11 protein-coding genes are annotated in these 13,632 nt (G+C 63.8%); 7 read left to right on the forward strand and 4 right to left on the reverse strand.

What is annotated here, in order from left to right:
- Nucleotides 1–66 precede the first annotated feature (66 nt).
- Both HWE01_RS08530 and HWE01_RS08535 read left to right on the forward strand, forming a co-directional pair.
- Complete coding sequence (locus tag HWE01_RS08530) at nucleotides 67–1,356, forward strand: type II toxin-antitoxin system HipA family toxin (RefSeq protein ID WP_241821540.1); 1,290 nt, start codon at nucleotides 67–69, stop codon at nucleotides 1,354–1,356.
- Nucleotides 1,357–1,644 (forward strand): helix-turn-helix domain-containing protein, encoded by a 288-nt coding sequence (locus HWE01_RS08535; RefSeq protein WP_008328257.1) that lies wholly within the window; start codon nucleotides 1,357–1,359, stop codon nucleotides 1,642–1,644.
- 53 nt (nucleotides 1,645–1,697) lie between these two features.
- Here HWE01_RS08535 and HWE01_RS08540 read toward each other — a convergent pair whose 3' ends face one another.
- The 4 genes from HWE01_RS08540 to HWE01_RS08555 form a co-directional block, all read right to left on the reverse strand.
- Nucleotides 1,698–2,672, reverse strand: a complete 975-nt coding sequence (locus HWE01_RS08540) for an HlyD family secretion protein (protein WP_241821541.1) — start codon at nucleotides 2,670–2,672, stop codon at nucleotides 1,698–1,700.
- 64 nt (nucleotides 2,673–2,736) lie between these two features.
- The gene (locus HWE01_RS08545) at nucleotides 2,737–2,937 is read right to left on the reverse strand and encodes a DUF1656 domain-containing protein (protein ID WP_008328259.1); all 201 of its coding nucleotides are present in this window, start codon (nucleotides 2,935–2,937) and stop codon (nucleotides 2,737–2,739) included.
- Complete coding sequence (locus tag HWE01_RS08550) at nucleotides 2,927–5,131, reverse strand: FUSC family protein (protein WP_241821542.1); 2,205 nt, start codon at nucleotides 5,129–5,131, stop codon at nucleotides 2,927–2,929. Before HWE01_RS08550 ends, HWE01_RS08545 begins: the two co-directional genes overlap by 11 nt.
- On the reverse strand, nucleotides 5,128–6,591 hold the full coding sequence (locus tag HWE01_RS08555; RefSeq protein WP_008328261.1) for an efflux transporter outer membrane subunit: 1,464 nt from the start codon (nucleotides 6,589–6,591) through the stop codon (nucleotides 5,128–5,130). Before HWE01_RS08555 ends, HWE01_RS08550 begins: the two co-directional genes overlap by 4 nt.
- Before the next feature lie 212 nt (nucleotides 6,592–6,803).
- On the opposite strand from HWE01_RS08555, the gene HWE01_RS08560 reads away from it, so the two are divergent.
- The 5 genes from HWE01_RS08560 (at nucleotide 6,804) to rraA (ending at nucleotide 13,629) form a co-directional block, all read left to right on the forward strand.
- Nucleotides 6,804–7,784: a LysR family transcriptional regulator gene (locus HWE01_RS08560; protein WP_008328262.1), complete on the forward strand. Its 981-nt coding sequence runs from the start codon at nucleotides 6,804–6,806 to the stop codon at nucleotides 7,782–7,784.
- 19 nt (nucleotides 7,785–7,803) lie between these two features.
- A complete protein-coding gene (gene crcB / locus HWE01_RS08565; protein ID WP_008328263.1) occupies nucleotides 7,804–8,178 on the forward strand; it encodes a fluoride efflux transporter CrcB in 375 nt (124 codons plus the stop codon).
- Between the two features lie 105 nt (nucleotides 8,179–8,283).
- Nucleotides 8,284–10,872: an ATP-dependent chaperone ClpB gene (gene clpB / locus HWE01_RS08570; RefSeq protein WP_241821543.1), complete on the forward strand. Its 2,589-nt coding sequence runs from the start codon at nucleotides 8,284–8,286 to the stop codon at nucleotides 10,870–10,872.
- Between the two features lie 450 nt (nucleotides 10,873–11,322).
- Nucleotides 11,323–13,071, forward strand: coding sequence for a diguanylate cyclase (locus tag HWE01_RS08575; RefSeq protein WP_241821544.1), 1,749 nt, complete (start codon nucleotides 11,323–11,325; stop codon nucleotides 13,069–13,071).
- Nucleotides 13,072–13,128: 57 nt separating this feature from the next.
- Nucleotides 13,129–13,629 (forward strand): ribonuclease E activity regulator RraA, encoded by a 501-nt coding sequence (gene rraA / locus HWE01_RS08580; RefSeq protein ID WP_008328267.1) that lies wholly within the window; start codon nucleotides 13,129–13,131, stop codon nucleotides 13,627–13,629.
- Nucleotides 13,630–13,632: the final 3 nt, after the last annotated feature.

The raw sequence follows: 13,632 nt of genomic DNA on the forward strand, positions 1-13,632 counted from the left end.
ATTTGCACATCAAACTATCACGATTATCATGGCTTTTCGGGTCAATGATGATAGTATGATGTGTATATGAAGACTTCCTGCACACTTCAAGTTCATATCGACGGGGCCTGGCGGCAGGCCGGTGCGTTGTCGTTGACTGCGCCGGTCGAGCTGGGCATGGCTGCCTCGACTTACTTCAGCTATGACGCCGTGCACGCCATCGATTACATGGGCAGGCGCGATGCTGCGGCCTTGTCGGTGAACGTGCCGGTGGGGTTGGAGAGCCTTAGTGAGGCGCGCTGGCCAGCTTGCCTGATCGATCTGCTGCCGCAAGGTTACGGTCGTGGCGAACTGTTGCGCCAGCTGGGTCTGGATGAGCGCGCCGAAGCCAGCGCCGACTGGCCGCTGCTATGTGCTGGCGCGGGCAATCCCATCGGCAACCTGCGCGTGCAGGAAGCCTGGGAGTGGGCGCAGGCGCGCAGCGGACCGCAGCTGCGCGGCTTTGCGATGGAGGACATCGCTGCACGCTCCGAAGACTTCAATGAATACCTCGCCCAGCATGGCCTGTTCCTGGCGGGCTCGTCGGGGGTACAGGGCGAGTGGCCCAAGATCCTGCTCACCCGTGCCCGCGATGGCCTGTTCTACCTCGACCACGCCTTGCCCGATGAGCTGGCCGAGCGCCATTACATCGTCAAGTTCGGACGCGGGCCCGACCCGGATCTGGCGCACATCCTGCGTCTGGAGGCACCCTACATGCAGCTGGCGATGCACTTGGGCCTGAAGGTCCACGGCGCGCTGGAACTGCATGGCAAGGCCTTGTTCATCCCCCGTTTTGACCGCGAAGTGCGCGGGACCGCAGTCGTGCGCCACGCCCAGGAAAGCATTGCTTCCCTGTGCGGCGTGACGGGCTTTGCGGCCATCCCGTCACACAATGCTGTCTGCGCCAGGCTGGGTGAAGTCGCCACCGATCCGCTCCCCGAGATCATCGAATACCTGAAGCGCGACATCGCCAACATCGTCCTGCGCAACAAGGACAATCACGCCCGCAATACCGCCATCCGGCGCGATGCGCAGGGGCGGATCGGCCTCACGCCGCTGTTCGACTTTGCCCCGATGTGGCTGCATCCGGATGGCATTGCACGGCGCATGCGCTGGGAACGCGACGATGGGGGCTCGCCGCAGTGGGCCAGCGTCATCACGCAGGCCTGCGAAGCCGCGCAGATCGAACAGTTACCGGTCAGGTCGGCCGTGCGTGGGATGGCATTGCCGTTGGCGGACTTGCTGCAATATGGCCGCAGCCTGGGTATCGAAGGCACTTTCCTCGATCCGCTGGCGGCCACCGTGGACCAGGTACGGGCACAGCTGGAGGCGCTCTGAATGGACAAGCGCTTCAAACCCCTGAGCGCCATCGAGCAGATGGAAGAGCGCCGCGCACTCTTCGATGAACTGGCCGCCGATCCCACCTTGCCGGTACCGGCCGTGGTTCGCAAGATTCGCACCACCTTGCGCCTGACCATCGCCGAATATGCCAAGGTGTGCGGCGTATCGGCCCGTACCCTGCAGGACATTGAACGCGGTGAATCCAGTCCCACCCTGGCCACGGCCGACAAGCTGCTCAAGCCGGTCGGCATGTGCGTTGGGGCCGTGATGCGCAAGCGCCCATGAAAAAGGCGACCCGTCGCCAGGTCGCCTCATCGTTTCATCTCACTGCAAGGTCATCAATTCTTCGCTACCGGCTGCTGCTTGCCGCTGCCCGGCTCCAGCACCACCGTGCAGGTCAGTCCCGAGGCCAGCAGCACGTTTTCCGGCACCTTGTCGAGGTGGATACGCACCGGGATGCGCTGGGCCAGGCGGACCCAGTTGAAGGTCGGGTTGACGTCGGCCGTCAGTTCGCGGCTCTGCGGGTTGTCGCGGTCGTAGATGCCGCGGGCGATGCTGTCCACGTGGCCTTCCATGGAGGCGCCGTTGATCAGCTGGATCTTCGCACGGTCACCGATGGACAGCAGTGGCAGCTTGGTTTCCTCGAAGTAGGCATAGACCCAGAAGGAATGGCTGTCGATCAGCGCGATCTTGGCCGCACCGGCGGCGGCATAGTCCCCCCGCCGCACGTTCAGGTTGGTGATGTAGCCATCCACCGGTGAGAAGACCTTGGTGCGCTCCAGGTTCAGCTTGGCGGTATCGCGTTGCGACAAGGCTGCCTGGTATTGCGCCTGGGCGCCTTGCAGCTGGGCCTGGGCCGCTTCCAGCTGGGCTTGCGAGGCGGTGACCTGACTGCCGGCATCCTCGCGGGCTTCACGCGAGACCACCTGGGCGTCCACATCGGCGCGGCGGCGGGCTTGCGCACGGCGCATGTTGAGCTCGGCGCGGCGAGCGTCCACTTCTGCCTTGCGCACCTCCAGCTCGGCCTTGCGGGCGGTGACGGCGGCGTCGGCCTGCTGCAGCGCCAGCGTGTAGCGAGCCGGGTCGATCTCCATCAGCAGGTCACCTTTCTTGACCAACTGGTTGTCACGGACCGGCAATGCCACGATCTGGCCGGAGACATCCGGAGCGACGTTGACGACCTCGGCACGGACGCGACCGTCGCGCGTCCAGGGCGAGTGCATGTAATGCTGCCACAGGCTCCAGGCCAGCAGGATGGCCAGCAGGAAGATGGCCGAGGTGATGAGAACGCGGAAAATCGATTTGACCGACATGGTGAACTACTCCTGTTTGTTTCTTTATCTTTTCGTAAGGGATGCGTGCGTCAGGGGCGCCTGGCTAGCGGTATACCGCCAGCCCCAGCAAGGCCGCCAGGCAGACGAACAGGCTCACCCGGAACAGCGCCGGATGCCAGGTCAGCTCGTAGAAGCCCAGGCGCACCAGCACGCGGTCGGCCAGCATGGCCAGCACGGCGGCCACCACGGCCAGCAGCAGGACGGTCGGGATGTAGGCGTCGAAGAAGGAAATCTCACGTGGCATGGCGGGCTCCCGTTGTATTGTGCGCAGCCCCGGCGCGCATGGTGTGCAGCGGCGATTGCTCGTCGAGCAGGGCGGTACGGATGAAATGCAGATAGCTCAAGGTGCGTTGCAGACGATGGCGTTGGCTGCGTTCGCGGTAATGCGGGCCAATGGCGGCCTGGACTTCGGCGATGGTGGCATCGTTGGCGGCCAGGGCGGTGGCCAGGCTCGCCGCCGAGGGCCGGGCGAACAGCGCCGGGATGGCTTCGCGCAGGCGGTTCAGGGCAGCATAGGCGGAGGCCGGCAGCAGATCCGGTGCTTCCGTACGAATGCCTTGCAGCTCGTTACGCAGTTCGATGATGGCGTGGCCCACTTCCAGCGTAGCGAACATCCAGCCCAGCGCCTTCTGGCGCAGTAGCGGACGGCTGCTGGTGAACATGGTGATCTGGTGCATCAGGTCGCGGGTGCCGCTCTCGAACTTCAGGGCCAGATGAGCGAGCTTGCCGAAGCAGGCATCGACCACCTGCTTGCGCAACTGTCTCTCCAGCACGCGCACGGTCCAGTCAGTGGTCGGCGGCAGCAGCACCATGAAGGCCGCGGCCGTGACCAGCAGGGAGATCACCAGCGCCACCGATTCGTTCAGATAAGCCGCCGCATTGAAGTGCGCAAAGTTGTCCGGCACCGCCAGGAAGGGGAAGAAAATGCAGATCCCCAGGCCGTAACCTGCATAAGCGGGACGGGTGGTCAGGTAGACGGCCAGCATCAGTACCGGCATCAAGGCGCTGGCCAGCATCCAGTACCCATCCAGGCGCGGCAGGATATGGAAGGTGTAGACGTAACCGGCCACGGCGGCAAACAGCACACCGATGGCAACCGTCCGGGTGGCCTTGGCCGGATCGGGCGCAGCCGAGGTGATGGCGCAGAAGGCGGCGGCGTTGAGCACGGCCACGTCACCGCTGGGCCAGCCGCTGGCGATCCAGAATCCGGCCAGGGCCAGCATCACGATGGCCGCACGGGCACCGGCAATGAGGGCGGTGGTCATGCTGGTCTTGGGGGCGTACGAATGTTCCCACTGCTCGCGCTCGTGGTGGCGCTGGGTCAGGGAGGCATAGGTCAGCGTGTAGGCGTGCAGTTCCTCGATGACGCGATAGAGCAGCTCGGAGGCCGTATCGAAGTCCAGCATGGCGCTGTCGCTCTGGCACTGTTCGGACAGCGTGTTGCGGGTGGCACGCACGCGGCGCGGCAGATCGCGCTTGTAGGCGTCCAGCTTCAGGGCCGCATCGGCGGCGTCCAGCGCACTCATGACCGGCTCCCCGCTGGCGCGGGTGAGCAGGGGCTGTACTTCGCGGTAGTAGGGAGAGAGGGCGTCGATCACCACCTGTGCGCCGGGTGCCGGGTTGGCGTGCAAGCGGTTCATCAACTGGTGCAATGCGTGCATGCGGGTGGACAGGGCCATGAACTCGCTGTTCATGCGTGTGAGACGGCCACTGCGCAGACGTACTTCGGGATCCTCGAAGATGGCCGAACTGCGCATGGCCTCCAGCCCGATGATGTCGCCCACGAAGCGGGCATTGGCGGCTTCGAGCTGCTTGCGGTCAGCGCTGCCGCCGAGCGTGGCGCTGATCAGATCGACGAAGGCCGTGAAGCGGCCACGGATGACGCGTACCAGCCCCGGTGCGCTGGCCTGCGGGAACACCAGTGCGCTGACCAGGCCGACACAGACGATGCCGACCATGATCTCGCTGACGCGCGTCATCACCGAATCGAAAGTGATGGCCGGATGCAGGGCCGACGGCAGGCCGATCAGGGCGACCGTATAGCCCGAGAGCACGAAGCCATATGAACGAAAATTCCGGTTATGGGCCGAGCCCACGGTACACAGACCGATCCACAACGCCGAGGCCAGCAGGAACAGTTCCGGTGTCTGTGCAAACAGATCGACGAAGACCACAATGGCTGCCGAGCCGACCAGAGTGCCGATGACCCGATAAAAGCTCTTGGCCAGGATCATGCCGCTTTGCGGCTGCATGACGATGAACACGGTGATGAGCGCCGAGCGCGGCGATTCCAGGTCCAGCCCATAGCCGATGCCCAGTGCCAGCAGGCCGGCGAAGACCATCTTGAAGACATAGACCCAGGTGGCTGCATCGCTGCGCCACCAGTCGGTGGCAGCCTCGCGCAACTGGGCCTTCAGGGAAAGGGCAGGGGTATTCATTGCGCCGCCACCCTGGCAGGTGCTTCATCGTCGATGCCGCCCCCCAGCGCCGTCTGCAGGGCCGCAAAGGCGGCCAGTCGCTGTGCCTGCAATTGCTGCACGATCTGCTGCTGACGCAGCCATTGGGTTTGCGCATGCAGCACGTTGAGGTAGTCGGTCAGGCCGCGCTGGTAGGCACGGGTGGCGATGTCCACGTTCTTCTGTGCGGCCCGCACCGATTCCTGCGCCTGCTTCTGCTGGCGCACTACCGATTGCAGGGTCACGACCTGGTCGGAGATCCCTTTCAAGGCCTGCGACAGCAGGCCGTTGTAGTGCTCCACCGCAATGTCATACCCGGCACTGGCGGCACCGAGCTGGCCGCGCAGGCGCCCGCCCTCGAAGATCGGCAGCGAGATGGCCGGGCCGTAGGTGGTCTGCAGATTGGGCGCGGAGAGGAAGGAGAACAGCCCGCCGCCGGCCGCCGCCGGGCCGATGCCGGCCAGCAGGTTGATATTGGGATAGAAGGCCGCCTTGGCCACCGATATGCCCTTGGCCGCCGCCTCCACGCGCCAGCGGGCGGCACTGATGTCCGGACGGCGACCCACCAGATCAGCCGGCAGCACGCTGGGCAGGCCGAGGGTGCTGTGCAACTGCAGGGTCGGACGGGTGATGCCGTCGGCGGCACCGGGGCCGGCGCCCAGCAGCGCGGCCAGTTGATTGCGGATCAGGGCGATGTTTTCCTGCAGGGCTTCGATCTGACGACGGGTTTCCGGCAGCGGCGCTTCGGCCTGGGTGATCTCCAGCTGGGTGCCAAGCCCCCCCGTGAAGCGGCGCCGGGCCAGGTCGAGGATATTCTGCTCTTGCTTGAGCATGGCTTCGGTGTTCTCCAGCAGCCCGTATTGCAGTGCCAGTTGCACATAGGTGCGCACCACATTGCCTTCCAGGTCCAACTGGGCGGCGCGTGCATCAGCGGCCACGGCGTGCATTTCATCCTGGGCGCGCAGGGTGGTGTTCTTGTTGCGGTCCCACAGGTCGACGTTGTAGGACAGGCCCAGGGTCGCCGTGTTGTTCCAGGTCAGCTTGTCGCGGAAGGCTGCACCGTAATAGACGTTGTCGGACCAGTCCTTGCGGCCGACCGCCACATCCAGTTGGGCGCCGGGCAGTTCACCGGCATGCGCCACCACGGCCATCGACTGCGCCTGGCGCACACGGGCTGCGGCCACCGCCATGCCGGGATTGCCCGCCACCGCGCGGAGCACCAGCGCATCGAGTTGCGCATCGCCGTAGGCCTGCCACCAGGCGCGCTGCGGCCAACCGGCCTCGCTGGCGGCCCGGCTGATGGCCTGGCCGACATCGAGCACGGCCACGTCCCGCACCTGGGCCTGTGGCTGGATGCCGCCCTGGTCGGCACAGCCGGCCATTGTCAGCGAAAGCGCAATGACGCTCAGCGCGGGCAGCTTGGAGAAGGCGATACGTGTCATGGAATTACCCAAAAATATGCAAATATCAGAAGTTACGTATTCTATTTTGTAAATATCTCAGAAAAAATCCGCTATTTGGCAAAGGTTTATATCGAATACAGCAATAATGATTGATCCATTCTGAGTAACAATGCTGCCGTGGCGTAGTGCGTCTTTTTGCAGGCAGTGTTGTGTCTGTGCATGCCTGCGCCTTGTACAGTGATAGGAAAACGATGGATACCCTGCAAAACATGCGCGTGTTCGCGCGCGTGGTCGAGGCTGGCAGCTTCACCCAGGCGGCCCAGCAGATGGGCTTGACTACGGCCCATGTCTCGCGGGCGGTGGCCGATCTGGAGCGTCATCTGCGCACGCGCCTGATGAACCGAACCACCCGGCGCATCGCCCTGACCGAAGCGGGCGAACGCTATCTGCTGCGCTGCCAGCAGATCATGGCCTATGTCGACGAGGCCGAGGCCGAGGCCAGTGCGGCCTACGTCAAGCCCTCCGGGCGCCTGCGCATCCATGCCATGACCAGCTTCGGGCAGCGCTACGTGATCCCGTCGATCTCGGGCTACCACAAACGCTATCCGGACGTGGCGGTAGAGCTGACGCTGGCCCAGCGCATTCCGGACATGCTCGAAGAGGGCTATGACGTCTCGCTGGTGCTGGCGCGCGAATTGCCCGATTCCGGCCTGATTTACCGCCAGCTTGGTACCACCTTCAGCATGCTGTGCGCTGCACCGGCCTATCTGGATAAATACGGTGTGCCGCAGCAGCCGGCCGATCTGCTCAATCATGCCTGCCTGCAACTGGTGAGCCCCATCTCGCCGCTGGACGAGTGGGTGCTGGAAGGGCCGGAAGGCGGGGCGGTGATTGCCGTCAAGAGCAATTTCCAGGTCAACGTGGCCGAGGCCATGCTCACCGCCATCCGCGAAGGCATGGGCATTGGCGTGCTGCCCATCTATTCGGCGGTGGACGCCCTGCGCGCCGGCACCATCGTACGGGTGCTGCCGCAGCATCGCCTGCAGGACATGGGCGTCTATGCACTGTATCCTTCCCGTCAGTATCTGGACGCCAAGATCAGCACCTGGGTGGACTGGATGCACGAAACGGTGGACAAGACCTTGCAGGAAGATCATCAGGCCCTGGAACGCCTGGGCAGCCTGCGCGAGGAAATGCAGGGCCTGGCGCTGCGCGGCGGCCAGCTGGCCTGATCAATCAAGGGAGAGCGCCATGGGATGGCTGGCAGTGGGAATGGGAGCGGCACTGGGCGCCTGGCTGCGCTGGCGTATTTCGGTCGTCTGGAACGTCGACGGTCACTTCGTGCCGCTGGGCACGCTGGCGGCCAACTGGATCGGCGCCTACGTGATCGGCTTCCTGGTGGCCTATTTTGAGCAGCATCCGGCGCTGGCGCCCGAATGGCGGCTATTTGCCGTCACCGGGGTGCTGGGCGGACTGACCACCTTCTCGACCTTCACGGCCGAATCCATGATCCTGTTGCAGCGCGGTGATTACCTGTGGGCCATCGGCCACTCCGGCCTGCATCTGCTGGGTTCCATCGTGCTCTGCGTTGCCGGCTTTGCAAGCTATCGTGCATTGGCCGGATGATCACTCCGCGCGACCTGATGCAGATCAAAACGGACGGCACGATCATTGCTTGAAAATCGCAGGCGCAGGCCCAACTTTCATCTCATTGAAAAATTGGAGCGAACCATGCGTCTCGACAAACTCACCACCAAATTGCAGGAAGCGCTGGCCGATGCGCAATCCCAGGCAGTCGGCCACGACAATCAATACATCGAACCCGTTCACCTCATCCTGGCACTGCTGAACCAGGATGACGGCGGCGCCCGCTCGCTGCTGCAGCGCGCCGGGGTGAACGTCAATGGCCTGACCACGGCCTTGCAGGCGGCCGTCAAGCGCCTGCCGCAGGTGTCCGGCAATGGCGGCGAAGTGCAGGTCGGCCGCGAGCTGGTGGCCTTGCTCAACCTGGCCGACAAGGAAGCGCAAAAGCATGGCGACCAGTTTGTCGCCAGCGAAATGGTGCTGCTGGGCCTGGTGGACGACAAGTCCGAGGCCGGCCGTGCCGCGCGCGAGAACGGCCTGACGCGCAAGTCGCTGGAAGCCGCCATCACGGCCGTGCGCGGCGGTGCTTCGGTGTCCTCGCAACAGGACGAAGGCCAGCGCGAAGCCCTCAAGAAGTACACCCTGGACCTGACCGAGCGCGCCCGCGCCGGCAAGCTCGACCCGGTGATCGGCCGCGACGATGAAATCCGCCGCGCCATCCAGGTGCTGCAACGGCGCAGCAAGAACAATCCGGTACTCATCGGCGAACCCGGCGTGGGCAAGACCGCCATCGTTGAGGGCCTGGCCCAGCGCATCGTCAATGGCGAGGTGCCGGACAGCCTCAAGTCCAAGCGCGTGCTGTCGCTGGACATGGCGGCCCTGCTGGCCGGCGCCAAGTATCGTGGCGAATTCGAAGAGCGTCTGAAGGCGGTCCTGAAGGAAATCGCCCAGGACGAAGGTCAGACCATCGTCTTCATCGATGAGCTGCACACCATGGTCGGTGCCGGCAAGGCCGAAGGCGCCATGGATGCCGGCAACATGTTGAAGCCTGCCCTGGCGCGCGGCGAACTGCACTGCGTGGGCGCCACCACCCTGGATGAATACCGCCAGTACATCGAAAAGGATGCGGCCCTTGAGCGCCGCTTCCAGAAGATCCTGGTCGACGAGCCCAGCGTGGAAGCCACCATCGCCATCCTGCGTGGTTTGCAGGAAAAATATGAAGTGCACCATGGCGTGGACATCACCGACCCGGCCATCGTGGCGGCCGCCGAGCTGTCGCATCGCTACATCACCGACCGCTTCCTGCCGGACAAGGCCATCGACCTGATCGACGAAGCCGCTTCCAAGATCAAGATCGAAATCGACTCCAAGCCGGAAGTCATGGACAAGCTCGACCGTCGCCTGATCCAGCTGAAGATCGAGCGCGAAGCCGTCAAGCGCGAGAAGGACGAAGCCTCGCAGAAGCGCCTGCAACTGATCGAGGAAGAGATCGAGAAGCTCGAGCGCGAATATGCCGACCTGGAAGAAATCTGGAAGGCCGAGAAATCGACTGCCCAGGGTGGCCAGCAACTGAAGGAAGAAATCGAGAAGGTGCGCCTGCAGATGGAAGAGGCCACCCGCAAGAGCGACTGGCAGAAGGTCTCCGAACTGAAGTACGGCAAGCTGGCCGAGCTGGAAGCCGCCCTGGAAGTGCAGAACAAGAAGGATGCGGCAGGCGTCAAGAACGAGAAGCCCAAGCTGGTCCGTACGCAAGTGGGCGCCGAGGAAATCGCCGAGATCGTCGCGCGCGCCACCGGCATCCCGGTCTCACGCATGATGCAGGGCGAACGTGAAAAATTGCTGCATATGGAAGACGTGCTGCATGAACGCGTGGTCGGCCAGGATGAGGCCATCGTGGCCGTCTCCGACGCCATTCGCCGTTCCCGCGCGGGTCTGGGCGATCCCAGCAAGCCCTACGGTTCCTTCATGTTCCTGGGCCCCACCGGCGTGGGCAAGACCGAGCTGTGCAAGGCCCTGGCCTCCTATCTCTTCGATACCGAGGAAGCCATGATCCGCATCGACATGAGCGAATTCATGGAGAAGCATTCCGTGGCCCGTCTCATCGGCGCGCCGCCTGGCTATGTCGGCTACGAGGAGGGCGGCTACCTGACCGAAGCGGTGCGGCGCAAGCCCTACAGCGTGATCCTGCTCGATGAAATCGAGAAAGCGCACCCGGATGTCTTCAACGTGCTGCTGCAGGTGCTCGATGATGGCCGTATGACCGATGGCCAGGGCCGCACCGTGGACTTCAAGAACACCGTGATCGTCATGACTTCCAACCTGGGTTCGCACAAGATCCAGAGCATGGAAGACAGCGATCCGGCGCTGGTCAAGCTGGCAGTGATGGCCGAGGTGCGTACGCACTTCCGCCCGGAATTCATCAACCGGGTGGACGAGATCGTGGTCTTCCACGCCCTGGACGCCAAGAACATCGGCGCCATCGCCAAGATCCAGCTGCGCATCCTGGAGCAGCGCCTGGCCAAGCTGGAGATCGGCCTGGAGATCAGCGAGGCCGGCCTGCAGAAGATCGCCGAGGCCGGCTTCGATCCGGTCTACGGTGCCCGACCGCTCAAGCGCGCCATTCAGCAGGAGATCGAGAACCCGCTGTCCAAGCAGATCCTGGCCGGCCAGTTCGGTCCCAAGGACGTGGTCCACGTGACGGTGCAAAACGGCCAGCTGGTCTTCAGCAAGGCTTGAAGGAGCAGGCCCGGGCCTGCGTCATCGAGGTGAAGGCCCCTGCGCCGGCAGGGGCAGAAGCGGCGGGTACATGTTCATGTCCCGCCGCTTTTTTATGGCGCTTGTGGCAATAAAGGTGCAAGGACGAGTCCTGGTATTGGACAGGCGTTCCCGAAAGTTGTAATACATTTAGAATGCCAGGTGAATTTCCATTCCTCCGCGCCCAGTGCGGGTCCTGGCGAGGTTGACGGTCGTGCTTTATTACGCCGCATTGCAAAAAAACCTCCCCGAGAGAGGGGGAATGTGATATTTACTTCAGTCTTAGGGGGACGCGCCTGAATTATCGAGACCGGTGCGCCATCGATGAAAGATGCAAGCCAGCGCGGCTGCGGCCGGGTCGGTTTGCCATGCTGGCAGCAAGGAATTCATGGTCATATCCGTCAATTGCGGTCACGTCAGCAGCACCGGCGTATGGGGGCGATTCTGAAGCGATCGTCCCTGCAGCGGCTGTTCATCTTGCCGTTCATCTTCCTGATGGTCTGCCTGATGCTGACCATCGGCTGGTTTCTGTATCGGGCCGGCGATGACGCCACCGAGGTCCTGGCGCGCAATGCGCTCACCGAAGTGATGGGGCGCGTGAGCCAGGCCATCACCCGCCAGACCATGGGTGCCCGCGAAACCCTCAACGTGATCGCACCGCCGCCGGTACCGCCGGCCGAGGCCGGGCAGGCGCCCGCTGCGCTGCCTTTCCCAAAGAGTCGCAAGGAGCTGGAAGACCGCCTGTGGTTGGCCAATTCGCTCTTCGACGCGCCCAGCTACGTCTATTTCGGCGGCGCTGACGGGAGTTTCCTGGGGATCAAGCAGGAGCAGCCTTCGCTGTTCATGTACAGCGTGCGCGAGCCGGGCGAGAAGAATTTCGTGTATTACCTGCGCGGTCCCGGCACCGAGATGAAGCTCACCGCCGTGCAGGACTACGAACCACGCAAGCGGCCCTGGTATCTGCAGGCAGTGCAGCAAGGGCGGGAGACCTGGTCACCGGTCTATGTGGATTACCGCAACAAGGCCATTGTCGGCATCAACCTGTCCAAGCCGATCTACGCCGAGGACGGCAGCCTGCTGGGCGTGGCCAACAGCAGCATCGGTCTGCAGCAGCTGACCGATCTGTTGCGCCAGGTACCGCTGAGCGCGCAGGGGGTCGCCTTTGTCACCGAGTTGAAGGGAGATATGGTGGCCACCTCCCTGGATGAACCGATCTACCAGGCCGGCGAGGGTGGCGGCGAACCCTTGCGGCTCAATGCCAGCCAGAGCAGCTCGCTGCTGGTTCGGCAAGCCTATGAGGAGGTGCGGCGCTACCTGAGCGTGCACACGGGCGAGCCCGACAGGCTGGTCCTGCTGGGCGCACGTAGCCAGGGCAGCAAGATCGAGGTGGCGTTCCGCCTGGTGCGCGATCCGGCCGGGCTGGCATGGCTTGCCATCAGCGCGGCACCGCGCTCGGATTTCCTGGGGTCGGTGACCAGCGGTGTCTATCAGACCCTGGTCCTGGGCCTGATGGCGGTCTGCCTGACCTTCGTGATCGGTTTCCTGCTCCTGCGCTGGGTGCTGCGCGACATCCGCAAGCTGACCCTGGCGGCCAAGAGCATCGGCAACGGCAGCCCCTTCCCGGCGCTCAACATCGACCGCAACGATGAAATCGGCCAGCTCGCCCAAAGCTTCGTGGAAATGGAGCGCAACCTGCGCACCGACCGCCTCACCAACGTCCTCAATCGCGATTCGCTGATCGCCCAGATCGATTTCCGCCGTCGCAACAGCTCGCAGGCGGTGCCGCTGCATTTCGCCTTGCTCTTCATCGATCTCGACCGCTTCAAGGCGGTCAACGATGAATACGGCCACGACGAGGGCGACAAGGTCCTCATCGCCATCGCCGATCGTTTGCAGCATAGCCTGCGCCATGATGATTCGGTGGCGCGCTTCGGCGGTGATGAATTCGTCGTCTACCTGCATGGCGTGACCGAGATGGAAGTGGCGCGCAGCATTGCCGACAAGATCCGCCACGCCGTCAACAAGCCCATCGAGGGACGCGATGGCCAGCGCTACACGGTGGACGCGTCGGTGGGCGTGTCGCTCTACCCGGACGACGGCCTGGATGTGGAAACCTTGCTGCGGGTGGCCGATTCACGTATGTTCGACCAGAAGCGCCTGCATCGCATCTTGTCGGTGTAACCGCAGCCGCAGCTCCCGACCATCCCATCCATCCCATCGAACGTTCCGGAGAAATTCATGACCCTTGCCAGCTTTGCCACCTGCGACCTGTGCGACGCCAACGAAGACAAGCTGGCCGCCGGGACGCTGCACGTATTGCCACCGATCTTTGCCTCCTTCGGCCGCAGGCAGGTCTTCGCCGGTCCGGCCAGGACGCTCAAGGTCTTCGAGGACAACGTGCTGGTGCGCAAAACCCTGGAGACCCCGGGCAATGGTCAGGTGCTGGTGGTCGATGGCGGCGGCAGTCTGCGCTGCGCGCTGGTCGGTGGCAACCTGGCGCAACTGGCCCAGGACAACGGTTGGGCCGGCATCCTGGTCAATGGCTGTGTGCGCGATGCGGCTGAACTCAATGCCTGCGAGGTCGGTATCCGGGCACTGGCCACCCATCCGCAGCGCAGTTTCCGCAAGGGGGCAGGGGATGCCGATATCAAGGTCGGCATCGCCGGCGTGGCCGTGCATCCCGGCGACTGGATCTATGCCGATGTGGATGGAGTGCTGGTGTCGCGCAGCCAACTTTGAGCG

The sequence above is a fragment of the Herbaspirillum sp. C7C8 genome, assembly GCF_022627875.1.
GTDB lineage: Bacteria > Pseudomonadota > Gammaproteobacteria > Burkholderiales > Burkholderiaceae_D > Herbaspirillum.

Excerpts from the sequence above, each read along its gene's own strand:
- rraA (WP_008328267.1), top strand. The coding sequence starts at position 13,129 with ATGACCCTTGCCAGCTTTGCCACCTGCGACCTGTGCGACGCCAACGAA.
- HWE01_RS08560 (WP_008328262.1), top strand. The coding sequence starts at position 6,804 with ATGGATACCCTGCAAAACATGCGCGTGTTCGCGCGCGTGGTCGAGGCT.
- HWE01_RS08550 (WP_241821542.1), bottom strand. The coding sequence starts at position 5,131 with ATGAATACCCCTGCCCTTTCCCTGAAGGCCCAGTTGCGCGAGGCTGCC.
- HWE01_RS08555 (WP_008328261.1), bottom strand. The coding sequence starts at position 6,591 with ATGACACGTATCGCCTTCTCCAAGCTGCCCGCGCTGAGCGTCATTGCG.
- HWE01_RS08540 (WP_241821541.1), bottom strand. The coding sequence starts at position 2,672 with ATGTCGGTCAAATCGATTTTCCGCGTTCTCATCACCTCGGCCATCTTC.
- HWE01_RS08530 (WP_241821540.1), top strand. The coding sequence starts at position 67 with ATGAAGACTTCCTGCACACTTCAAGTTCATATCGACGGGGCCTGGCGG.
- HWE01_RS08575 (WP_241821544.1), top strand. The coding sequence starts at position 11,323 with ATGGGGGCGATTCTGAAGCGATCGTCCCTGCAGCGGCTGTTCATCTTG.
- clpB (WP_241821543.1), top strand. The coding sequence starts at position 8,284 with ATGCGTCTCGACAAACTCACCACCAAATTGCAGGAAGCGCTGGCCGAT.
- HWE01_RS08545 (WP_008328259.1), bottom strand. The coding sequence starts at position 2,937 with ATGCCACGTGAGATTTCCTTCTTCGACGCCTACATCCCGACCGTCCTG.
- crcB (WP_008328263.1), top strand. The coding sequence starts at position 7,804 with ATGGGATGGCTGGCAGTGGGAATGGGAGCGGCACTGGGCGCCTGGCTG.
- HWE01_RS08535 (WP_008328257.1), top strand. The coding sequence starts at position 1,357 with ATGGACAAGCGCTTCAAACCCCTGAGCGCCATCGAGCAGATGGAAGAG.